Source organism: Butyrivibrio sp. INlla14, assembly GCF_900102515.1.
Classification (GTDB): Bacteria; Bacillota; Clostridia; order Lachnospirales; family Lachnospiraceae; genus Butyrivibrio.
Map to the genome: position 1 here is coordinate 82,473 of NZ_FMVS01000003.1, position 22,814 is coordinate 105,286.

18 protein-coding genes and 1 other annotated feature are annotated in these 22,814 nt (G+C 41.4%); of the genes, 6 read left to right on the forward strand and 12 right to left on the reverse strand.

Translation table 11 applies throughout. From position 1 onward, the window contains the following. Positions 1-2 precede the first annotated feature (2 nt). Positions 3-1,346 carry a CCA tRNA nucleotidyltransferase gene (locus BLO53_RS01700; protein WP_092058634.1) on the reverse strand — a complete coding sequence of 448 codons (1,344 nt, stop codon included), beginning with the start codon at positions 1,344-1,346 and terminating at the stop codon, positions 3-5. A gap of 100 nt (positions 1,347-1,446) precedes the next feature. On the opposite strand from BLO53_RS01700, the gene BLO53_RS01705 reads away from it, so the two are divergent. Continuing rightward, positions 1,447-3,171: a GGDEF domain-containing protein gene (locus tag BLO53_RS01705; RefSeq protein ID WP_092058636.1), complete on the forward strand. Its 1,725-nt coding sequence runs from the start codon at positions 1,447-1,449 to the stop codon at positions 3,169-3,171. After that, positions 3,164-4,849, forward strand: a complete 1,686-nt coding sequence (locus tag BLO53_RS01710; RefSeq protein WP_092058638.1) for a GGDEF domain-containing protein — start codon at positions 3,164-3,166, stop codon at positions 4,847-4,849. Before BLO53_RS01705 ends, BLO53_RS01710 begins: the two co-directional genes overlap by 8 nt. A 77-nt stretch (positions 4,850-4,926) precedes the next feature. Here the strand turns inward: BLO53_RS01710 and proS are convergent, their stop codons facing one another. Further along, positions 4,927-6,357, reverse strand: coding sequence for a proline--tRNA ligase (gene proS, locus BLO53_RS01715; RefSeq protein WP_092058640.1), 1,431 nt, complete (start codon positions 6,355-6,357; stop codon positions 4,927-4,929). Positions 6,358-6,455: 98 nt separating this feature from the next. After that, positions 6,456-6,724: a binding site (T-box leader), on the reverse strand. Between the two features lie 190 nt (positions 6,725-6,914). On the opposite strand from proS, the gene BLO53_RS01720 reads away from it, so the two are divergent. Beyond that, positions 6,915-8,096 (forward strand): hypothetical protein, encoded by a 1,182-nt coding sequence (locus BLO53_RS01720; RefSeq protein WP_092058642.1) that lies wholly within the window; start codon positions 6,915-6,917, stop codon positions 8,094-8,096. Positions 8,097-8,752: 656 nt separating this feature from the next. Here the strand turns inward: BLO53_RS01720 and BLO53_RS01725 are convergent. The 4 genes from BLO53_RS01725 to murI form a co-directional block, all read right to left on the reverse strand. Continuing rightward, entirely contained in the window at positions 8,753-9,775 is a 1,023-nt protein-coding gene (locus BLO53_RS01725; RefSeq protein ID WP_176757115.1) for a sugar kinase, read from the reverse strand. 146 nt (positions 9,776-9,921) lie between these two features. Then, a complete protein-coding gene (nrdG, locus tag BLO53_RS01730; RefSeq protein WP_092058646.1) occupies positions 9,922-10,470 on the reverse strand; it encodes an anaerobic ribonucleoside-triphosphate reductase activating protein in 549 nt (182 codons plus the stop codon). A 114-nt stretch (positions 10,471-10,584) separates the two neighbouring features. Continuing rightward, a complete protein-coding gene (nrdD, locus tag BLO53_RS01735; RefSeq protein ID WP_092058648.1) occupies positions 10,585-12,816 on the reverse strand; it encodes an anaerobic ribonucleoside-triphosphate reductase in 2,232 nt (743 codons plus the stop codon). A 179-nt stretch (positions 12,817-12,995) separates the two neighbouring features. After that, positions 12,996-13,814, reverse strand: coding sequence for a glutamate racemase (gene murI, locus BLO53_RS01740; RefSeq protein ID WP_092058650.1), 819 nt, complete (start codon positions 13,812-13,814; stop codon positions 12,996-12,998). 49 nt (positions 13,815-13,863) lie between these two features. Between murI and BLO53_RS01745 the strand changes: the two genes are divergently transcribed. Continuing rightward, positions 13,864-14,313: a hypothetical protein gene (locus tag BLO53_RS01745; RefSeq protein ID WP_092058652.1), complete on the forward strand. Its 450-nt coding sequence runs from the start codon at positions 13,864-13,866 to the stop codon at positions 14,311-14,313. A 9-nt stretch (positions 14,314-14,322) separates the two neighbouring features. Here the strand turns inward: BLO53_RS01745 and BLO53_RS01750 are convergent, their stop codons facing one another. Genes BLO53_RS01750 through trmB form a run of 3 tightly spaced genes read right to left on the reverse strand, consistent with a single transcriptional unit; the run spans position 14,323 to position 16,114 of the window. Then, a complete protein-coding gene (locus BLO53_RS01750) occupies positions 14,323-15,108 on the reverse strand; it encodes an SH3 domain-containing protein (protein WP_092058654.1) in 786 nt (261 codons plus the stop codon). A gap of 31 nt (positions 15,109-15,139) precedes the next feature. Next, positions 15,140-15,460: a thioredoxin gene (gene trxA, locus BLO53_RS01755; protein ID WP_026489300.1), complete on the reverse strand. Its 321-nt coding sequence runs from the start codon at positions 15,458-15,460 to the stop codon at positions 15,140-15,142. A gap of 3 nt (positions 15,461-15,463) precedes the next feature. Beyond that, entirely contained in the window at positions 15,464-16,114 is a 651-nt protein-coding gene (gene trmB, locus BLO53_RS01760) for a tRNA (guanosine(46)-N7)-methyltransferase TrmB (protein WP_092058656.1), read from the reverse strand. 81 nt (positions 16,115-16,195) lie between these two features. Here trmB and BLO53_RS01765 point away from each other — a divergent pair, with 81 nt between their 5' ends. Next, positions 16,196-17,641, forward strand: a complete 1,446-nt coding sequence (locus tag BLO53_RS01765; protein ID WP_242875269.1) for a D-alanyl-D-alanine carboxypeptidase family protein — start codon at positions 16,196-16,198, stop codon at positions 17,639-17,641. Here BLO53_RS01765 and BLO53_RS01770 read toward each other — a convergent pair. Continuing rightward, on the reverse strand, positions 17,638-18,573 hold the full coding sequence (locus BLO53_RS01770; RefSeq protein ID WP_092058660.1) for a 3'-5' exonuclease: 936 nt from the start codon (positions 18,571-18,573) through the stop codon (positions 17,638-17,640). The genes BLO53_RS01765 and BLO53_RS01770 overlap by 4 nt on opposite strands. 143 nt (positions 18,574-18,716) lie before the next feature. On the opposite strand from BLO53_RS01770, the gene BLO53_RS01775 reads away from it, so the two are divergent. Then, positions 18,717-19,259 carry a glutathione peroxidase gene (locus tag BLO53_RS01775; protein ID WP_092058662.1) on the forward strand — a complete coding sequence of 181 codons (543 nt, stop codon included), beginning with the start codon at positions 18,717-18,719 and terminating at the stop codon, positions 19,257-19,259. 137 nt (positions 19,260-19,396) lie between these two features. On the opposite strand, the gene BLO53_RS01780 is transcribed toward BLO53_RS01775, so the two are convergent. Together BLO53_RS01780 and BLO53_RS01785 are read right to left on the reverse strand one after the other, a co-directional pair. Next, positions 19,397-20,206, reverse strand: a complete 810-nt coding sequence (locus BLO53_RS01780) for a YlmH/Sll1252 family protein (RefSeq protein WP_092058665.1) — start codon at positions 20,204-20,206, stop codon at positions 19,397-19,399. Positions 20,207-20,288: 82 nt separating this feature from the next. Further along, positions 20,289-22,766 carry a clostripain-related cysteine peptidase gene (locus BLO53_RS01785; RefSeq protein ID WP_092058667.1) on the reverse strand — a complete coding sequence of 826 codons (2,478 nt, stop codon included), beginning with the start codon at positions 22,764-22,766 and terminating at the stop codon, positions 20,289-20,291. Positions 22,767-22,814: the final 48 nt, after the last annotated feature.

Sequence of the window (22,814 nt, forward strand, 5' to 3'; positions counted from 1 at the left end):
CCTCAATGATCCCTCATAAAATCTCTTAGGCGCTCCGGCTCTAGCAAATACTCCCTGGTGTTATGCTCTGGATTGTCCAAAACATCCGAAAGCATATTACTTAGTATATTTCCAATTGTCTTTCCAGGCGTTACTCCAAGTTCTATAAGGTCTTTGCCGTTTACAGCAAGGTCCTTTAGGGTGACACACTCTTTTTCCTTGAGGATTTCCTCGTATAGGGCTCTTATATCATCAATATCTCTGAGCTTATCCTCTCTTGCAAACTCGCTTTGGGCAAGAGTGTCTGCATGTCTGACCTCCAGCCAGTCGTTAAAAGCATCTACGCCTACGCGGTTCATGGCTCTTCTAACATTTCTGGGGGTAGCTTCGAATCTTTCATCGTGGTGCAGGATAAGATTGCAAACCTTATCCATGGTATCTCTGTCAAATTTCAGCCTTCTGAAAATATCCCTGGCCATTTTCACACCTTCCACATCATGTCCGTGGAAGTGGCTTATTCCTTCTTCATCTACTGTAATTGTAGCAGGTTTTGCCATATCATGCATTAGCATAGTGAGTCTTAATACTCTGTCTGGCCTTATTACCTCCATAGCTTTTATGATGTGCTCACCAACGGAGTAAGCGTGATGGATATTGTTCTGTTCTGTTTCCATACATGCATCGAACTCAGGCAGTATAACCTTTGTTATACCAAGTTCATATGCATCTCTCATTTTTTCTGGATGATCTGACAAAAGAAGTTTCACAAGCTCAACCTGTATTCTCTCAGCACTAATCTTCTCAAGAGTAGGCGAAAGCTCTTTTATTGCTTCTTTAGTCTTTTCTTCTATTGAGTAATCAAGCTGAGCTGAAAATCTTATCGCTCTCATGATCCTGAGAGCATCCTCAGAAAACCTCTCTCTTGGCTCTCCTACGCACCTGATCAGACCTTTTTTGATATCTTCTATCCCTCCAAATCTGTCTATCAGGCCCTCTTCTTCGCTATATGCCATGGCGTTAATAGTAAAGTCACGCCTCTTCATATCCTCTGTCAGGTTTTTTGTGAATGTAACCTCGCTAGGATGTCTGTTATCCTCATACTTTCCATCAACTCTATAGGTCGTTACCTCATATCCCTCTTTTCCCATCATGACGGTAACTGTTCCATGTTCTATTCCTGTATCAATGGTTCTTCTAAAGAGCTTTTTGATATCTTGAGGCAGAGCATTTGTGGTAATATCCCAATCTCCTGGTATCCTGCCCAGGACTGCATCGCGGACGCATCCCCCAACCACATAGGCCTCATATCCAGCTTGGTGGATTGTATCTAATATTATTTTTGCATTATCTGGTAAATTAATCTTCATATCTCAATAATAGCTTAAACACCTTTACTTGTGAATAATATGCTAGGCAATTTCTGTTAATGGAAGTATACTAAATATATGTAATTAAGAGGATTTTATTATGAAATATCAAAAGGCGATTAAGATTTTCTTGTTGTCCTTTGCTGTTATTATCCTGATACTTACCGCTATTTTTTCGGTTAAGATGATGGATCTGATAGTAACTCCTCCTGATTCTGTCATCTCTTTAGACGATGATTGGACAATAGGTTGTAAGGGACAGCTTTTCCACTGCGATGATATTTCTGAAGCCGACATTGGAGTAATAAATGAGTTCGAAAAAGTTATTATTTCTAGAACTCTTGATGATGTGGGCTTTGATAATCCATGTCTTTCTTTCTATTCTATCCATGCTCTTGTCTATGTCTATCTGGACGAGAAACTTATCTATGACTTTGGAATGGACTATTACCTGGCCAGAAATACTGTTCCAAAAAAGACTCACTATATCAGTCTTGGTGATGATTACGCAGGAAAAACTCTCACCATTCAGCTAATTGGTGGAAGAAAAGCCTCTTTTTCCGGACTTTCAAACATATTTCTTGGAGAAAGAGATGACATCCTTACTCTTGATTTTCACAAGTCTTCTATCCCTATCGCTGTTGGTGCCTTTTTGTTTACTTTGGGAATCATCCTTATAATCCTGTCACCATATCTTTTTATCTATCACAGTAATGACCTTCGAATTCTCTTTAGCGGGTTAATCTCTATCATGCTGGGCATATATGTTATGTCCTATTACAGGGTTTTCGACCTGCTCCTTGATAACAGCCTTAACAATACAATTTTTGAGTATGCTTCGCTTTATAACATTCCAACTGTAATAGTGGGCTACCTTATGAGTGTATATAATGGAAAAACGAAAAAAATCTTTGCAGGCCTTTTTGTCCTTGATATTGGTTTTTTCCTTTCTTCTATAGTTGTTCATTTTTCTCATATAGCCAGATTCTCAGATTTTACGCATGTTCTGCACATTGTTTCCGGAATAGAATTTGTCATTTCAGTGTTCCTGATATTCCGGGACTATATTGCTCACAGAAATGATAATGTAAAAAATATTTTTGCTGCAGACAACATATTTGTATTTGGCCTTGTAGCTTTCATGCTTTTTTCCGTAATAGATATCGTCAGATACAACATTTTAAAATATGGTCATGGAGGTGGTGAAACCAACGCTTCGCTTACTGGTTTTACCCTTGGAGCCCTGATATTTGTAGTTTGCCTCATGATCAGCTATCTATATTACAGTTTATTTAGTTCAAATATTGCATCTATGCAAAGCAAAATCGCAGATTTAGCCTATACTGATGCGCTTACAGGTCTTTCAAACAGAGCCCGATGTGAACAGGTGATGCAGATGCTTTCTTCCCAGCACAGCACCTATGCCATTATAAGTCTGGACCTCAACAGGTTAAAACAAGTAAATGACACTCTTGGGCACCACGAAGGAGACCGCCTCCTTACGGGTTTTGCCACAATTCTATCTGATTGTTTCTGGGATGCCAATCTTGTAGGGCGCATGGGCGGTGATGAATTCATTGTAATACTGATGGAAGATAGAACTCTTAATCTCACCAAGCGCATTCATGAGCTTTACTCTATCATAAGCGACTGGAATCATAAGGAACAGGCTTTTCAGTATAGCGTTTCCTATGGATATTCCTACAGCTTTGAGGTTCCAAACAGTTCAGCCAATGAGGTCTATATGCTGGCAGACAACAGGATGTATGAGATGAAACGTGAGCATCACGGAAAGGAAGATCAGGAGGTGACGGCTAATGTATAAAAAGAGATCTTTCCTGATCATTGCTGTTATTCTCATGCTGGCAATAATTGCCGGCCTTAGTTTTGTGTTCTCTTTTACCCCCAAATATCCTGTTATTACCCTTGACAAGGGTTGGACCATTTCTTATCGCAATGAACATTATCTAAACACAAACTTAGAACACCTTGGGTCCCAGATAGATACCACCTTTTCAAAGGGAGATATTCTGGCCCTTACTATGACTCAGCCCCTTTTCGACATTGGCGCTCCATTCCCATATCTAATGTTTAAAACTCAGTTCTGTGCATATGAGGTATATCTTGATGACACACTGATAAAAAAGGAATACACAGAGGACACCTCTGGTTCGGCCTTTATCGGCATCGGTTTCCATAGCGTGAGACTTCCGCAGGATTATGCAGGAAAAAAGCTATCGATCATAATGTATATTACGGAAAACGACTCAAGAGCTGATATCTTAAGTCCTCTCCTTGGCAATTATGATGACATTTACAGGATTCTTTTAAATTCTGTTCTTTTCCCTGGCTTTACATCCATTTTTCTAATCCTGTTTGGATTAGTATTCCTTATAATATCTCTTTTGTTCTATGTAAGGACAACTGGGGTATCCTCTCAGGTTGTATGCTCTATACTAAGCTCAGTTACCGGCCTGTGGATGATAAATGCCTATGACGTGATTGATTTTTATGTTAGTACTCCCTTTGCCACATTTTTGGAATACTCCGCAATGTATCTTATTCTGCCCCTGATGTACCTTCTTGTTTATATCCTTCACAAGAGACAGTCCAATTCCGTTACAATCTTTCTGGGATTCTCAAGTTTTATATTTGCCGGACTCTTTATCGCTCTTCATCTTTTTAACAGGGTGCACATCCATCACTTCAGGATGCCATTTTATGCTATGTGCCTTCTGGGACTTGTTCTTTTGATAGTTTATGACATAAGAGATATAAAGGCCAAATCCAAGAATCCATCCACCAGGATCCAGATGCTGGGACTAACGGTTCTGGCACTTTCCTTTACAGTGTATGGTATTATCGGAATGCTAAGCGTCATTGTAGACTATAGACAAAGCTATGTACTAAACTTCCTTGTTCCAGCTGGAAGCCTGTTCTTTGTTATAACGCAGCTATTACATCATTTCATCTTTATGACAAGAACCTTTGCCCAGAGGCAGGAATATGCTTCCCTTACGCAGATAGCCTATATTGACAATCTGACGGATATTCCTAATAGAGTAAGCTGTGATAAAAGACTTTTGGAACTTAATCAATCGGAGGATGACTTCTGTATTCTTAGCCTTGACCTGAACGGGCTAAAAGAAGTTAATGATAACTCAGGTCACCCCGCTGGAGATAATCTCCTTAAATCCTTCGCCACATGCCTAAAAGATGTATTTGAAGGAACCGGCGAGTATTTCCGAGTTGGGGGCGATGAGTTTTTAGTTCTTTTTACTAATATAGAAAAAGAGCTGCTGGATTCCATGCTGATGACTCTTGATTCCAAGCTCCTTGCTCTTGATGAAACAGATCCGGAAGCTAACCACAGCGTATCTTACGGATATGCTTACAGGTCAGAAACCGAGGATAGAGATACCCATTCAGTAGTCATGCTTGCTGATAAAAGAATGTATGAATACAAGCGCAAATTTTATAGTCACCTGATGAAAAGAGATTAAGCAGTATTAGGAAAAAATAAGCAGGAGAACCAAACTTGGCGCTCCTGCTTTTCTTTTGCCTTATAAAACTAATAGAATTAGTATGCTCTTCCCCAGTAAACCATCTTCTTGGCTGGCTGTCCGCATACTACACACTTGTCTGAAAGATTCTCCTGCTCGAATGGAATGCAACGGCTTGTTACATTGTATTCTTCCTTGATCTTGTCCTCACACTCACGGCATCCGCACCACATAGCCTTTACAAAGCCCTTTGTCTCCTTGAAGGCCTCTGCAAACTCTTCCTTGTTGTGAGCTGCAAATGTATGCGCCTGAAGGTGTGCCTTAGCTCTATTGAACATGTCATTCTGGATCTGATCAAGAAGCTCTGCCATCTTGGATGGAACTTCATCAATTGCACATTCAATCTTTTCTCTTGTATCACGACGGCAAAGTACACACTTGCCGGCCTCAAGGTCCTTAGGTCCGATCTCTACACGAACTGGGATTCCTCTCATCTCCTGCTCAGCGAACTTAAAGCCTGGTGTTCTGTCTGTATCATCAACCTTAACTCTGAAATCTGAAAGGCTCTCAGCAATCTTATTAGCTGCCTCAAGTACGCCTTCCTTCTTCTGCTGGATAGGAATAACTACAACCTGGATTGGAGCGATCTTAGGAGGTACTACAAGACCTGAATTGTCGCCATGTACCATGATCATAGCTCCGATTGTACGTGTTGTAAGTCCCCATGAAGTCTGATTTACATAGTGAAGCTGGTTGTCCTTGCCTGCATACTGGATTCCAAATGCCTTGGCAAATCCATCACCAAAGTTATGGCTGGTTGCGCTCTGAAGAGCACGTCCATCATGCATAAGCGCTTCTACAGTATATGTAGCCTCAGCTCCTGCGAATTTTTCTTTATCTGTCTTCTGTCCCTTGATTACAGGAATCGCCATATCGTTCTCAAGGAAGTCAGCATATACATTGAGCATCTGCTGTGTACGCTCTTCTGCCTCTTCAAATGTAGCGTGGGCTGTGTGTCCTTCCTGCCAGAGGAACTCACGGCTTCTAAGGAAAGGTCTTGTCTCCTTCTCCCAACGAACTACGCTGCACCACTGGTTGAGAACCTGTGGAAGATCCTTGTAGGAATGGATCTCATTCTTGTAGTAATCGCAGAAAAGAGTCTCTGATGTAGGACGTACACAGTATCTCTCTGTAAGTGGCTCAAGTCCTCCGTGTGTTACCCATGCAACCTCTGGAGCAAAGCCTTCTACATGATCCTTCTCCTTCTGAAGAAGTGATTCAGGAATAAACATTGGAAGATAAGCGTTCTGAACGCCTGTTGACTTAAATCTTGCATCAAGATGCTTCTGGATGAGCTCCCAGATTGCATATCCTGCTGGTTTGATAACCATGCATCCCTTGATGTTAGAATAGCTTACAAGGTCTGCCTTGATGCACACATCTGTGTACCATTGTGTGAAATCTTCATCCATGGATGTGATTTCTGCTACGAGTTTTTTGTCTGCCATTTTTCTTCTCCTTTTCATTGTTTCTGTGTTACGCAGGTCTAAACCAGCGCGTTACAAAATGCGGGATTGAAGGCATAAAAAAACCTCCTGATCCCTACAACAGGGACCGAAGGTAATCGGCGGTACCACCCTATTTAAATCTGGTCTATGGCAAATATTCCAGATTTCTCTTCATTAACCCTTAACGCGGGATACGCTGTGCTTACATAACCTGTCACTCTCCGAATACGTTTCTAAATATGGCTTGTGATCAGTAATCTCACACAGAACTCCAAGGCAGGTTCACTGTTTTGTCGTAAGAGCCTCGCACCAATAGCCCTCTCTCTGAAACGCCTACGCAGTTACTATTCCTCTTCAACGTCTATAAATATATTTAAAGATGATTTTATTCACATTTCAAATTAATGTCAAGAAATGATTTGGATCAAATAATATGACCAAAATGTAAAACATTAAATATCATCTAAACTAAATCGATCAAACTGCCGATATAAATAGTGATAAGGATTAATGTGCCAAAATGGATTTTTGTGCCAGATGCGTCATGGAGGATGCAAATGTCAGTAGGTATTCTGAGTAATGTAACTTCATACTCAAATATGTACACAGGTAAATCTTCATGGGGCGAATCTGCGTCAAAATCCACCTCTGGTCCAAGCATTGAAAATACTGAAGGTTCCAGTTCTGATATGCTGAGAAAACTGGAGTATAACCGCTGGAAACAGGAAAAGAAATCCAGCGTCGTTGAGCAAAGCGTAAGCTACGCTGACCAGCTTAAGGCCTCCAGAAAGAAATCTAAAGAAATATCTAATGAGAAGAAAAAACTTCAATATAGTTTCAAGAAAATTTCTTCACAAATTATCCGCAGTAAAAACTCGGTCAGTGCAAGGAGCGCCGTTCAGGCTGCAAAGCGCGAAGTAATGCGCCTAAAAAGACTTCGAAACACTGGCGAATACGATGATGAAGAGCTTCAGCTTGCTATAGATCACGCCAAATCAATGGAGCAGGTAGCAAGGAAAAAAGCCGTTCACCTGGAGCAGGAAGAAATGGTAGAGCGTCACCAAAAGGGCTTTGGTGCTGCGCTTGAGGAAATAGAAGATAAAAAGAAAGAAGACGAAGCTGAAAATCCTGAGGAATTGGAAGAACTTGAGGACAGCGAAGAATTAGCCGATGCTGCTAATGATGGTGACCTTGATGTTGATCCCCAATACATTCCAGAGATGGATCTTCAATATGAACTCCAGCAGTCTCTTGAAGAATTATTAGCAGAAAACCAATACGAGCTAGAAGAAATGATGGCATCGATAGCAGAAAATACTGAGCAGGTTGCAGACACATCCTCACAGAGCATGACTGAAATGATGGATCAAATGAATCAGGCCATGTCTGAGATGATGGAAGACCTTGATCTTACTGAATTGTCAGAGACTCTATATGCACCAGACCCCAATATGTCTGAAGATGATCTAAAAATGTTAAAGATCAAACACCGCGCAAAAGAGATGAAAGAAATCGCTGAAGCTGACAAAGAGTATCTCAAAGGCCTCATGGAACATGAGAAATCCAAGGCAGCAAACTCAAGTGCCATTTCAACAGGAAGCTCATCTCCTAGCCCCGCAACTATATTGGGCGGTAGCTCATCAAGCCAGATTACTCCAGTAATATCAATGCCCGGTGCCGCCATGGGCGGAGGAATCACCGCGCCCGCATCTTCTGGAGGTTTCAGTGTATCAATATGATGCTTGATAATAACCTAGAATGTGATATTATAAAGATACAAAAAGAGTGCTACCTGATAGAAGGTTGGCCAGTTTATTTAATCGTTAAAAACGACCGTTTCCTTGGCTTGGGCGGTCGTTTTTACTTATGTATTTTCCTACGGCAACGCCGGCAGAAAAAATCGATATTACAGCTGCAGCTGCACCTATAATCTCAATAATCATAAGCAGGCCCTCCTTTAGCAAGATTTTTGTTGAACAAAAACTCCTTTCTATAGGATATGGCCAACCGCCTACCTGTCATTTCTCTTGGTAGCACTCAACTTCATATTTTATCATGTCATTCCGGCATCGGATATAAATATTATTAAGCTAAAATATATGTATTATTCCGATGTTTGAAGATTTAAGCCCATCTATTCAATGCTGTTATATGTGATTCTTTATCCATGCTACAGACGTTCTGAATATTTTTGTTCTACACTGAAGAACTATAATAAGCAGTGCTGAGCCTATTGTACATATTATTCCCTTTACAAAAAATTCTCCACTAAGCTACTTGCTCTGTGAAGTCTTTTTTATATTAATGACTAAAAGACCTGGTCACCCAGGTCTTTTGTCATTAGAGGTTTTATAAAGGAAATACGTTATGGCGAACGTAAATCGGCATTGCTATGTCAGCGGTTCAACTCACTAGTTGGCCCATCTGACTGGTGGTTTCTGATAATACTATCGATCTCTCTAAGATCGCTTGCTGGAAGGTCTCCAGGAATAGTATTCTTGACGCTTGATGTGGCATTACCATAGGCAAGAGCCTTGGCTACATCGTTGTATTTGAGCATTCCGTACAGAACACCTGATACATAAGCATCTCCAGAACCAATTCTATCTATTACATCAATATCTGTATAAGGCTTCTCAGTAAAGAACTCATCTCTGTCTGCATCATAGATTGTAGATGTAAAGTTATGCTTGCGAGGACTAATAACCTCTCTCTGTGTTGTACATACAATCTTTACAGGATACTCTTTGGTGTAGCTTCTCATGATGTCCTGAAGGTCGCCATCCTTCTGCATCATACGTCTTGATGTTTCCTCAGATACAAAGAGGATATCAACATATGGCAAGATATTCTTGATAGCTGCCCTTGCATCCTCTTCGCTCCAGAGATTTGCTCTGTAGTTACAGTCAAAAGATACTAAGGCTCCGCCCTTCTTAAAGCGTTTTATCATCTCTGTAGCCACTTCGCAGGTATTCTTGTTAAGAGCAAGAGATATGCCGCTTGTGTGGAACATTCTGGTGGAAGTGTAGACGCTTTCTGGAATCTCATCAAGAGTAATTCTGGTTATAGATGAATTCATTCTATCGTAAACAATAGATGGCTTACGTGGCGCTGCGCCATTCTCGTAGTAGTAAATCCCAAGACGAGCCTCAGGTGACTCATCATAGATCAGATAGTCATCTGAAACACCCTCAAACCTTATTCTGTTCTTGATAAAAGTTCCAAGGGCATTCTGTGGAAGTCTGGATATCACACCTGTACGAAGTCCTAAAAGCGCAACTCCTGATGCCACATTAAGCTCGGAGCCACCAGCCCTCTTATCAAACACATCACCACGTGTCATACGTTCATAATTGGGTGGTGAAAGGCGAAGCATAATCTCACCGAAGGTTAAAAGATCAAATCTCTCGTCTCCCATAATGGCCTCCTAGCATAAGTGTTAATACATCCATAAATTCAACGAAATCTTATTGCTTACAATGCACATGATATATCAAAAGATATTCCAATGTAAGTGCTTACATCGTACCAAATATGGAATATTTTGAATTAAAACGTTTAACTTTACAGTCTGGAGGTGTCTTTATCGTTATATTTTGACAGGACTACCTCGCCCTTCTCAAGCGTTGCCTTTACATCTATGACTCGCTGATTCTCAGAACCTCTAAATCTAAGCATCAGATTCTTTTTATCCAGCATAAACTCCCCATCCACAAGTACATCTGTCATTGAGAGGATAGCATCTGTGTCTTCGCTGTGACACCTTTTGTTATCAGGATCAGTGAGCTCCTCCCATAGATATCCTGAGTAAATCCATATGGTAGCCTTGGGAACTTCTCTTTTTATACGCTCTATAAGGGGCTTTATCTCCTTCTGGTTTACAACTTCCATAGGCTCTCCACCAAGGATAGTAAGGCCTGCGATGTATTCAGGCTTTAAGGATTCCACGATATCATCCTCAACCTCTTTGGTATAAGGCACTCCATAATTAAAGTCCCAGGTCATCTCGTTGAAGCACCCCTTACAGTGATGAGTACATCCGCTTACAAACAGAGCTGTCCTACATCCTATGCCGTTAGCTACATCGTTATAATAAACCTGCCCGTAGTTCATATTTCTAGCCTTTCTACAACAAAAGCCGGGGCAACTCTCCCGGCTCTTGTTTCTATTTCAATTTCATAATCCCCCGCGTGTCTACCTACCACGCATTATTTCAAAAGAGTCTTATTAGAGCTTAGGATTGCTCATGTGAAGCACTCTTTCTTTTATCTCCTGTGTACGTCCCTGGTTCCAGTACTGAGTACCGATGTATCCACATGTACGTCTAGCAACGTTCATCTTGTTCTGATCACGGTTTCCGCAGTTAGGGCACTCCCAAATAAGCTTGCCGTCTGTATCTGTAACTATCTTGATCTCTCCGTCATAACCACAGCACTGGCAATAATCTGACTTGGTATTTAGCTCAGCATACATGATGTTCTCATAAATGTACTTCATTACTGAGATTACAGCATCGATGTTGCTGTTCATATCAGGAACTTCTACATAACTGATAGCTCCTCCTGGAGAAAGAGCCTGGAACTCTGATTCAAACTTGAGCTTAGTGAATGCGTCAATCTGCTCTGTTACATGAACGTGGTAGCTATTTGTAATATAGTTCTTGTCAGTAACTTCTGGGATAATTCCAAAACGCTTCTGGAGGCATTTTGCAAACTTATAAGTTGTTGACTCAAGTGGTGTTCCGTAAAGGCTGAAGGCAACATTGGTCTCAGCTCTCCACTTTGCGCACTTGTCATTTAAAAACTGCATAACCTTAAGCGCGAAATCTTTTCCCTTAGGATCAGTATGAGAAACACCCTTCATGTACTTGGTACACTCGCAAAGTCCAGCGTAACCAAGAGAAATAGTTGAATAATTTCCAAAAAGGAGTGGATCAATTACCTCACCCTTCTGTAATCTGGCAAGTGCTCCGTTCTGCCAGAGGATTGGTGCTACGTCTGAAGGAGTTCCAAGGAGCCTGTTGTGTCTGCACATAAGTGCTCTCTTACAAAGCTCAGTTCTCTCTTCAAGGATTTCCCAGAACTTCTCTTCACTCTTGTAGGAAGAGCAAGCTACATCAACAAGGTTGATAGTAACAACGCCCTGGTTGAAACGGCCGTAGTACTTGTGGTCGCCCTCTTTATAGTTAAGAGCATGTGATTTGTTGCCCTGATTGCAAAGGCCCTCAGCATTCTCTTCACTATCTGGTGTCAGGAAAGATCTGCATCCCATACATGGATATACATCACCTTTCTTGAGTTCTTTCATTTTCTTGGCTGAGATGTAATCTGGAACAAGTCTCTTGGCTGTACACTTTGCAGCAAGCTCTGTGAGGTACCAGTACTTGGAATCCTCGTGAATATTGTCCTCATCAAGAACATAGATCAGTTTAGGGAATGCAGGTGTGATAAGCTGTCCCTTCTCGTTCTTGACACCAAGAATACGCTGCTTGAGCATCTCCTCGATCACCATTGCAAGATCTTCTCTCTGCTGTCCCTCTGGAACCTCATCTAGATACATGAAAACAGTGATGAATGGAGCCTGTCCATTTGTTGTCATAAGAGTGATGACCTGATACTGAATAACCTGGCATCCTCTCTCAATTTCCTTTCTAACACGCATCTCTGCGATCTCATCTACCTGCTTCTTGTTGACCTTGACTCCAGCAGTTTCAAACTCAAGAGCAACCTCCTTGCGGAACTTCTGTCTGCTCACGTCAACGAAAGGAACAAGGTGTGAAAGAGTTATGCTCTGTCCACCATACTGTGAGCTGGCTATCTGCGCAATTGCCTGTGTTGCAATGTTACAAGCAGTTGAAAAGCTCTTGGGACGCTCGATCATGGTTTCAGAAATAACTGTTCCGTTCTGGAGCATATCCTCAAGGTTTACAAGACAGCAGTTGTGCATGTGCTGTGCAAAATAGTCTGAATCATGGAAGTGGATAAGTCCCTCTTCATGGGCCTTAACAACATCCTCAGGCAAAAGAAATCTTCTGGTAATATCCTTGCTGACTTCTCCAGCCATATAGTCTCTCTGTACGCTGTTAACAGTAGGATTCTTGTTGGAATTTTCCTGCTTGACCTCTTCGTTATTGCACTCGATAAGAGACATGATCTGCTCATCTGTTGTGTTGGATTTTCTAACAAGGGCGTGCTTATAACGATATGTAATATATTTTCTGGCAACATCATACTTACCAGCCTTCATAAGGCCATCCTCAACCATATCCTGGATTTCCTCAACGCTGGCGGCACGAGTAAGTGTTGCGCATAATTTCTCTACACTTGTGGCAATATCAATGATCTGGCCATGGGTCAGCTTCTTCTCCTCAGTGACCTCGTTGTTGGCCTTCTCAATAGCTGCAATGATCTTGCTGACATCAAATGCAACCTCTTTACCACTTCTCTTGATGATCTTCATAGGAACCCCCTCTAAATAAACTAAAAACTATTATATAAACTGGTTTTTGACCATAAAAAATATGTTTGTCATGCAGAAAGCTGGCATGAAAACATATTTTAATTTGTTTGAAATCACAATATCTTGTAGTTACATTAAAATAATAATACAATATTTTGTTAATTTCAAGTCTATTAATTTCAGAGTTTTCGAACCTCTTCGAGGCGATTATGCAGTCTTTTCAAGTGTTCCAGAGTTTTCTCATCTTCAATAAATTTTTTTGAGAAATAATATTCCGTTTTAGACTGCCCCAACATCTTGTGGTAGTCATCAAAATAGACCTCTGTATCTTGATCTGTATTCATATCAAGTGAAAGAACGTCTGCAAGATGATGAACAGTACCAAAATTACCATCTACCAAAAGCGTATCTGCGCCAAAGAAATCCCTGAATGCTGGCTTGAAATAGTTAAAATGAGTGCATCCTAAAACCAGTGCACTATATTTAGATGCATCATGATCTGCAAATGAGTTTCTAATATACTCAATTACTTCTGGCGTGTCAAACATCTCTTTTTCTGCGAATTCTACTAGCTTTGGCATGGGTTTAAGGTCTACTCTATGCTCCTCATCTACCCTGTGAAGAAGGTCTCTTAATTTATCCTCTCTGATGGTAACTGGAGTGGCTATTACCATGATCCTTTTTTCATCAGTTCCCTCTACAGCTGGCTTGACAGCTGGCTCCATACCAAGGATTGGGATGTCAAAGCGGCGTCTTAGCTCCTTAATAGCAACACTTGTGGCTGTATTGCAGGCTACAACAAGTGCATCTGCGCCTTTATCTATGAGAAATTGAGCGTTATCAATGGCAAAGCCAACTATCTCCTCTGGAGTCTTAGTTCCATAAGGAACATGCTCAGTATCTGCGTAAAATATGTATTCTTGCCCCGGAAGTCTGTGGTAAGCCTCATGTAGTACGGACAGCCCACCTATCCCGGAATCAAAAATTCCTATTTTCATATGCTTTTCCTATCTTTACTTTTTCTTTTAAAACAATTAATCTTAATTTATGAGCGAAAAAAAATTTGATGAATTACAAAAATTATATGATAACTCCAAGGTAGGTTCCCTTGTCCAGGAAATCTGCGAATACTACGCAACCCTTGATGGCTACGAAGATAACTCCTACCAGGATGAGATTGAACCACCAGAAATAGTGGAGTCAGTCTATCTTTTGTTCTGCACTCAGAGTCGTGAACAGATTCTGGATGAACTTGCTATTGTGCAAAAAAAATATCCCGAACTTTATAGATCCTTAAGCGGGATGCACAATACTCTTTTGATCAATATGGATTATCGCTCACTTGAAAAAAGCTGCGGAGAAAGAATCGCGCAGTATGCTCAGAACACTTCTCTGGAAGAGGTCCTTAGCTGCGCTGAATCCTGTTCTCGTACCAGCGACAATCTGTCCGAAGCTGTGGATAAGTTCTACACCTGGCTCCACAGCCGCAGAAGATGATCCATGTCATTATTTTACTTCAAGGTATTTCATTGATGCATATAATCTCTGACCATTGTATTCAACAAGCGCCCAGCTATTATCTGCATTCACTGCAACTCTTTTAAGTTCCGTACCCTTGTTTACAGTTCCCATAACTGTGTCTTTACTGCTGGAATTATCAACAGATCTTAAATTGAGCATCTCAGCTGTAACTACAACTGTGTCATTTTTCTCTGTATATCCGCTAGGAAGCGCCAGTTCTGAAACTGATACCTGCTCTTCATCCGGATCTGGTGCCAGATATCTGTCGTAAACCTTGACCTTTAATACAATTGCTAAAAAGGCCAAAATGATAACTCCAGTGATGATAGAAGAGATTCTTACGAACAGTTCAATTGGGAATCCTCCCTCAGAATCTTCCTCTTCGTCATAGCCCTCATCATATCCATCTTCGTAGTCTTCATCGTAATCGGGATCATAGTCATCTTCATAATCCCTGCCATCATTTCCAGGCAAGTCCTTGTTCCAGGCATTGTCAACTAACTGACTGTAGTCATCCTGTGAATACTGGGGCTGAGGCTGCACTGGCTGCTGATACTGCGGCTGAGCATATTGCTGCGCCGCCTCCTGCATCGGTGGTCTATTCTGTGCCAGCTCTCTTTCCTGCTCCTTCTGCCTCTCCTGATAGAACTCCTCTCGCTCCTCGGCATTAAAGAAGTTCATTGGGTCTTCTATCTGGATATCAATATCTGTTGTATCCCCGACGTTGTCTTTTCTCTTGTAGTCTTCAAATTTAGTAATCTTATCCGCCAACGTTTCTACCTCTAAAGTAAAGTGCTGACCTTTAGGCCAGCACTTTATCAATTATTCCTTGTAATTTAGCCTTATTAAGTGCTCCAACCGCTGTCTCAATAACTTCTCCGTTCTTGAAGAAAGCAAACATTGGAATCGACATAACATTATACTTCTGAGCGATATCAGGAGACTGATCAACATTGATTTTACCAATCTTCATTTCTCCCTCATACTCTCCAGCAAGTTCATCGATAACAGGGGCCATCATCTTGCAGGGGCCGCACCAGTCTGCGGAAAAATCAACGAGTACCGGAATCTTGCTGTTTAAAACCTCTTCTTGGAAATTCTGACTGTTTAAACTGTAGTCCATAAGTTACTTCCCCTTTCTGCTAACAATGTATTTGTAGATTGGATTGCCTTGTGATGAGAATTTCTCTTCATATTCCGTCATTACATTACCCTCATTCATGACTGGGTCGTTATGAAGATCATATGTAACTGCATCCAGGGTCCAGCCTGCTGGTTCTACCTCTTCCACTGCGAAATCAAAAAGGTCCTTGTTGTCAGTCTTGAACTCTACAACTCCATCGCTTTTAAGGATCTTGTCGTAGCGTCCCAGAAACTCTCTGGAAGGAAGGCGCCTCTTGGCATGTCTGTCCTTGGGCCACGGATCGGAGAAATTGAGGTAGATCTTATCAACCTCTGAAGGAGCAAATACATCTGTGATATTCTCAGCATCCATCCTGATAAAAATAACATTTGGAAGCTGTCTCTCCTCCTGCTTCTGAATTGCTCTAAGAAGTACACTGGAATACTTCTCAATTCCAACATAGTTGATATCTGGATTGAGTTCTGCCAGATCCATAAGGAATCTACCTTTCCCCATTCCTATCTCGATATGGATCTTGTGGTCATTACCAAATACTTCTTTTTTCCAGAGTCCCTTTTTTGTTTCTGGATTCTTGACAGTGTACTTACTGTCAGCAATAACTTCTCTGGAACCTGCAATATTTCTTAAACGCATTTCTCATCCTACCTATAAATCTTATAAGAGAATTTTACAACATTTGCGACCACTTGGAAAGTATTGTATTATCTATATACTATGAGACACTTATTTTTCTTTTGCAAAAGAAAAACCAAATACCGCGCGGCTTTAGGCTGTCTTCTTATCTTTATTAGCCTATGGGGGCTCCGTCTGACAGCGCTTGCAGAGACTGTAGATTTCCAGGCAGAGGCAGAAGCCAGAAAAGAGCTGCCCATACAGAGTAATGAGACAAGCGGCTGGCCGGAAGGGCCTGCAATTGGGGCTGAAGCTGCTATACTGATGGATGCCAGGACCGGAACTATTTTATATTCCAAGAACATCCACGAAGAACTTTTCCCAGCCAGTACTACTAAGATAATGACTTGTCTTTTAGCTGTGGAAAATGCCAACCTTGGCGACAAGATCACATTCTCAAATGATGCCGTGTTCAGCGTACCAAGAGATGGTTCCTCTATTGGAATGGATGTAGGCGAGTCGATCACGCTTGAGCAGGCGCTTTATGGAATCATGGTTGGAAGTGCCAACGAGGTTGCCAATGCTGTAGCAGAACATGTAAGCGGCAGCATCGATGAATTTGTTGCTCTTATGAACAAAAGAGCCAAAGAGCTTGGATGCACTAATACTCACTTTAGTAACCCTAACGGGCTTCAGACAGATGACCATTACACAAGCGCTTACGATCTTTCTCTGATAGCCAGAGCTTTTTTTGACAATGAGCTTTTGTGCAAGGTTGGAAATACTCCTAGATATCATTTTACAGCAACAGACACTCAGCCCGATGACTTCTATTTAAACAACAAGCACAAGCTGATCACAGGTGAAGTTAAGTATGACGGAATAGTTGGTGGCAAGACGGGGTACACTGACCAGGCCAGAGAAACTCTTGTAACCTGCGCAGAAAGAGATGGGATCAAGCTTATATGCGTTGTTTTAAAGGAAGAATCCCCTTCTCAGTTTACTGACACAGCAGTTCTTTTTAACTATGGTTTTAATAATTTTGAGGCTATAAATGTTTCCCAGAATGACAGCCGTTATATGCCCAATGATTCTTTATTCTTTGAATCAGAGCATGACGTGTTTGGCAAATCCGGCGCCATTTTAAGCCTTGATGAGAATAGCACGATCATTATTCCTAAGACCTCATCTATAGAAGACACAACCTACACCGTATCCTATGATCTTACACAAAATGATCTGACGGTTAATCCAAATGCTCTAGCCAAGGTTATCTACACTTTTAACGAGGTTCCAATAGGAAATGCGCTTTTGTGCTATGAGGGTAGTAGCTCTGATGGATCCAGAGGCGGCTCATCCCATACTCATACAACATATATTAATGTTAAATATCTATTCGTGTTTGCAGTGGTTTTCGTTTTACTTACAACTTTGATCTGCTCTGTTATCACCAGAGTCCACTTTAGCCACAAATACACCAGTAAGAGCGACAGGATGCGCTATCGCAGAAGAAAGAAAGAATATAAAAAAGGCCACGTGAAGTTTTAATCCACGGGCCTTTTCTTTATTTTTCTCTGTTTTATCTTCATGGCTTCCACATCTTCTGGCTGGATAAACTTACAGGTCTTTACCACAAATAACCTGCCGTTTTCAGCTTTCTTTATCCTGACTTTGGATTTCATAAAACCATGAAGCTCACAATATGCCACAGAATAATAGTGTTTACTGTTTGGTGTAAACCACTTGACCTTACGCCTGATGTTCCTGTGACAGATATAGCATTTGGTGCTCATTATTTCTATATTTTCCAGGATGTCTTCCTTGGTATCAAATTCCCTTGAAATATATTTAAAGTAATTATCAAAGGTAATTTTTATCTCCTGTTTTCTTGTCTTGGGGGTCACATAGGTATCAAAAGAAACCTTCTGCAAAACCTTGTCATTTAGTCTCTTAAAGATTCTGGCTGTATACTCAGCATCTGCTAGCGCTCTATGAAAAGGTATATCTTTTTCCATTCCAAGCTCATCAACAACTGTTGATAAACTCTTTCTGGACTTGCCGTCATCAAATGCAAGTGAGTAGAGCTTCTGAACATCATAAAAGGCTATAGGTCTGTCAGATAAAAGAGGCATGCCAAAGAAATCCAGGTTTCTCTGGAACTCCGTAAGGTCCAACGGTCCCCAGCTGCAAAACTCAGCGCCTTCTCCACACCAGCTTAGGAACTCAGATGCCACTTCCTGGAAAGATCCTCCTTTTTCAAGGTCTTCCATAGTAAGATGGATGAGTTTGCCTGTGATCCTGTGCATCTGCTTGAATACCTGAGGTTTTATAAGTCTGGAAAACTCGCCTACTTTTTCTTTTTTCTCATTAAGTTTTACGGCACCTATTTCTACAATCTCAAATATGAGAGTCTTGCCGTTTTCGGTTACTGGTGCCTCTCCCTGATTCCATTCCAGGTCAAAAACAATGTAATTTTTCATAAGACAACTATAAAATGCTAACTTATTTTTTGCAATATTTTTAAATTTTCTATTGACATTTTAGATTGTGCGCAATATAATTTAAATAAATCGAACGTTGTTAATTATCGAATGTTAAATAGTTTATTTCGGAGGTAATAGAAATGGGATTCTATGATTATTCTGTCACTGATGCTCAGGGCAATCAGGTTTCAATGGAGACTTTTAAGGGCAAGGTTGTTCTTGTAGTTAATACTGCTACAGGTTGCGGCTTTACTCCTCATTACAAGGACATTGAGGCTATGTATGAAGAGTTTAATGAAAAGGGATTTGAAGTTCTTGATATTCCTTGTAACCAGTTTGCTGGGCAGACTCCTGGCACAGATGAGGAGATTCATGAATTCTGCCAGCTCCACTACAATACAAAGTTCCCTCAGATGACAAAATCTGATGTTAACGGCGAGGGCCAGCTTCCTCTTTACAAGTTCCTCAAGGAGCAGAAGGGCTTCGAGGGCTTTGGTAAGAGTCCTGCAGCACTTGCAATGAGCGTAATGCTCAAGAAGATTGACAAGGATTACAAGAATAATCCTGATATCAAGTGGAATTTCACTAAGTTTGTAATAGACAGAGAAGGTAATGTTGTTGCTCGTTTCGAGCCTACAGCAGACATGAAGAAGGTTTCTGAGTGTGTTGCTTCTCTCCTTTGATTTTTGCATTCTCCTTACACATTAATTTACATAAACAATACAAAAAAGAAGAAAGGGTCAGCGTATGGTATTGCGCATGATCCTTTCTCCTTTTTCCATAATTCTTTATAATTTAATAAACTTTCATTAGCATCAGCTCATCTGAATACTCTTGCAGTCACAAAAAGCCTGCCTTTTCTGGTAATATTTGTTGTTCCAAGGTATATGAATTTCCCGTGGCCTCTAACTGACACCCTTGAACCTGCTTTAAGATCGTATCCACCGCTATAAGCCGTCCTTCCATCTATAAAAACAGACTCGCTTTCTATAAGTTTTTGAGCCTCTGATCTGGACAAATGGTACACAAAGGCCAGGATTGCATCAATTCTCTCTGAAGCAACGCTCCCTGATATTTCTTCAAATTTTGGCACTATGTTGCACTCTGCCGCATTTACTATCTCGCATCTTACAGAGGTGTGGCGAATCCTGATAAGCTCTTTTACCATCATTTCAGCAATATCGGGAGTTGCAAAAATGAATGCTTCCTTGTCTCCTGCCAGAATATCACCAATCTGATCACGCTCTATACCTAGATTCATAACACTTCCAAGATAGTCTCTATGATTAAGGTCATCTGCAAATTTGTTATTTAGAGGTGTCACATGAACACACTTACATACGCTGTTTTCAGCATTTTCAGATAGTAAAAAGCTTTCTTCATCCATATAATCCGGCAAAAAACAGATCATTCTCCTCTCTGCATCATCGATACCGCCATAAGCTACGTATCTTGCGCCGCAGTATTCATGAACGTTTGAAGGTACTCCATCTGCTGCTAATATCTGATAAAACATGGCAAGTTCTGACACTGACAAAAAATCTGTGTGAGTCACAAAGCCGTTCATATATGCTCTTCCCGCCAGATCTCGAACCCTTCCAGCCAGAAAATCTTTTGTTTTTTCTTCCACCTTGATACTCCTTCAAAAAATATGCCCAGGGCAAATAACTGTCCTGGGCTTAATTATAATATCTTTTTATCTCATCCTACAATCAATATGTAAGTGTAGGTGTCCAGTATTTCTGGCCATAAATATCTGTGAAGCAGTAGGTTGCATATACCTTGCCTTCGCCTACAGGGAGATTGATTATCTCCATTTCTGACATATCTTTGTCTACTACAACCTGTTCTCCCAGGTAGTAGTTCTGCTGGAAGGATTTATCATAGTTATAGTAATCACATACATAGTCGATGGTGTCGCCCTCTTGAATTTCTGTAAGGTTTTTGGCTATCGTCTCTGTTTCACCCTCTACATAGTCATAGCAGGCTCCGGCAACATAGCCGTCTTCGTTTTCAGAATCAAATACCAGGATAAGGTTGCACCTCTCTCCGTTCAGCTCGCATGGTACGCGACCAGTTATGGCATAGCTACTATCATCGCCCTGAACATCGATCACATAAAATGCAACTATCTGACCATCTATAGAAAGCCAGGTTTTGTCATCTGGTGCCATGAGGTTGCCCTCTTCGTCAAATTCAAAGGTTGTATCATAGCCCAGGTCTATATAGCCTTCTCCATCATCGTAATACAGATTAAGCTTTAAATCCTGTACCAGTTTCCACTGATCAGGTGAAAGAGTTATGCAGGTATAATCTTCAGCATTGGTTGTCCAGATAAGTGCTGAAGGATCAAACTGGTTGGCAGCTATATATTGCGCCGCCTGCTCAACATCCAGATTCTTGCCAATAAAGCTGCTGTTTGATGATGTAAGTCCGGATATGCTACTAAAATCACTTGAAAGGAAGGTTGACAGGAGCTGAGATATCATATCTGCTGATGAAACTCCGCTGCCCTGGCTAAATGTCTGGTCTCCAAAAAGAGATCCCATAGGGCTACCTGTTCCGCCTGCAGCAACCTGTCCTGCGACTTCTAATGATGCAAAATTCTGGATACATTTTGCATATTCCTCATCCATTCCGATGTCCTCATAGGTTCCAACCATAGAATCTACTTTTGAGGCCTTCTTGTATGGGAAGTAGATTGAAAGGCCATATGCATTTGTCATATTTGAGCTTGTTCTATTGTACTTAATGGATCCCTTTAAGGCAGTTGCCAGCTCTTTTGCCTCATCTGTTCCAATCCTGTTGGCAAAATCCACGAGATCTACCTGATCGATTCTGGAGGATGATGCAAACTCTCTTGTACTGCTGCGGGCATTGGATACTGCTGAGTATTCGTTACTCTTTATCATTTCTGAGGTATCCTTGGAAAAATCCGCAAGTTCTGATGGCACTGTCTGTGACAACTCTGCAAGGTCAATAAGTGAAAGTGTTGTCTTCTGTCCTGGGCAGGTCTGAGCACAGGCACTTGTAAAGGAATCAATAATATTTTTGCCTATTTCTATTGTTTCCATGGAAGTATTGCTTCCAAGTGCTGTCAGCCAGTCTGTGTAGTACCAGCCCACACCTGGCTCTGTCTCTTCTGATGCCACAAGGTAATCTGCGTAATTTGATACAACAAGAGCGTTCTCCACTGTAGCCATAAGACAGGTATCAAAGCCAACAAAATCAAAGGTAACTCCACCATCCTTAAGGGCCTTATTTATTCCTGAAAGTGACATTGCTCCTGCTGTAGGGAATTTCTCATCATAGCCATAGCCGCCTGTTGAGCCGCCGCCATGATTCCAGAAGATAAGTTCATATCTGTCTGCGGGAAAACTCTTTGCGCCCCACTTGATAAATCCTGAAAGTGTATCAGGCTTAGTCATAGGAACGCTTCCAAGATTGTCATTTAAGCAAATGAGCTTTCCATCTTTTACCTGATAAATCTGATTTGTAGAACTTGATATCACATTGTTCTGCCACTGCTTGGCTCCACCTGTGTAGAGTATGAGGTTTATCTTATCTCCAAGCCTTGCGGAGAGCATTTCCTGAATATCCTTGGAAGCCATGCCGCTTCTGGACTCGAGGTCTGCTCCACACATATAGACTAGAATAGTGATGGTATCCTGGCCATTTCCCTTTATGACTGTTCTCTTTGCTCGTGCATTTGAGGCAACAGAAGTATCTAGTTTACCTGTGTTTGGTGTATCGCTCCAGCTGGCTGAGGCCATATTTCCACCTGAATAAGGCATGCTTCCACTTCCAAGGAGGGTGCTGAGCATAGAAAGGCCGCTTCCGCCATAACCTGACGTCATATCAGATGTCTGTGTCTGAGTTGTCTGTGTCTGTGTATTGCTATACTGTGGCTGAGCAACTTCCTCATAATCTCCAGAGCCTCCGCCGCCTAAAAGAGATGTAAGGCCTCCGCCTCCACCTAATAGCAAGAATAACACAATTATTATTGCAAACAGGGGACTTCTGCCACCGGATCTGTTCATTCCGCCGCCATTTCCACCAGAAGAAGCGTTACCTCCTGGAAGGCCAGAGTTTGATCCTACCGGGCCTCCTCCAAGGCCTTCGCCTCTTTTATGTACTCCAGAACCGCCTTCGCCAACTTTTTTCTTTCGTCCTACAGGTCGATCTTCCATTTACTGCCTCCTAAATTATTATCTTTAATCTGACAAATCCATATTTTT

Excerpts from the sequence above, each read along its gene's own strand:
- BLO53_RS01700 (WP_092058634.1), bottom strand. The coding sequence starts at position 1,346 with ATGAAGATTAATTTACCAGATAATGCAAAAATAATATTAGATACAATC.
- BLO53_RS01705 (WP_092058636.1), top strand. The coding sequence starts at position 1,447 with ATGAAATATCAAAAGGCGATTAAGATTTTCTTGTTGTCCTTTGCTGTT.
- BLO53_RS01710 (WP_092058638.1), top strand. The coding sequence starts at position 3,164 with ATGTATAAAAAGAGATCTTTCCTGATCATTGCTGTTATTCTCATGCTG.
- proS (WP_092058640.1), bottom strand. The coding sequence starts at position 6,357 with ATGGCAGACAAAAAACTCGTAGCAGAAATCACATCCATGGATGAAGAT.
- BLO53_RS01720 (WP_092058642.1), top strand. The coding sequence starts at position 6,915 with ATGTCAGTAGGTATTCTGAGTAATGTAACTTCATACTCAAATATGTAC.
- BLO53_RS01725 (WP_176757115.1), bottom strand. The coding sequence starts at position 9,775 with ATGGGAGACGAGAGATTTGATCTTTTAACCTTCGGTGAGATTATGCTT.
- nrdG (WP_092058646.1), bottom strand. The coding sequence starts at position 10,470 with ATGAACTACGGGCAGGTTTATTATAACGATGTAGCTAACGGCATAGGA.
- nrdD (WP_092058648.1), bottom strand. The coding sequence starts at position 12,816 with ATGAAGATCATCAAGAGAAGTGGTAAAGAGGTTGCATTTGATGTCAGC.
- murI (WP_092058650.1), bottom strand. The coding sequence starts at position 13,814 with ATGAAAATAGGAATTTTTGATTCCGGGATAGGTGGGCTGTCCGTACTA.
- BLO53_RS01745 (WP_092058652.1), top strand. The coding sequence starts at position 13,864 with ATGAGCGAAAAAAAATTTGATGAATTACAAAAATTATATGATAACTCC.
- trxA (WP_026489300.1), bottom strand. The coding sequence starts at position 15,460 with ATGGACTACAGTTTAAACAGTCAGAATTTCCAAGAAGAGGTTTTAAAC.
- trmB (WP_092058656.1), bottom strand. The coding sequence starts at position 16,114 with ATGCGTTTAAGAAATATTGCAGGTTCCAGAGAAGTTATTGCTGACAGT.
- BLO53_RS01765 (WP_242875269.1), top strand. The coding sequence starts at position 16,196 with ATGAGACACTTATTTTTCTTTTGCAAAAGAAAAACCAAATACCGCGCG.
- BLO53_RS01770 (WP_092058660.1), bottom strand. The coding sequence starts at position 18,573 with ATGAAAAATTACATTGTTTTTGACCTGGAATGGAATCAGGGAGAGGCA.
- BLO53_RS01775 (WP_092058662.1), top strand. The coding sequence starts at position 18,717 with ATGGGATTCTATGATTATTCTGTCACTGATGCTCAGGGCAATCAGGTT.
- BLO53_RS01785 (WP_092058667.1), bottom strand. The coding sequence starts at position 22,766 with ATGGAAGATCGACCTGTAGGACGAAAGAAAAAAGTTGGCGAAGGCGGT.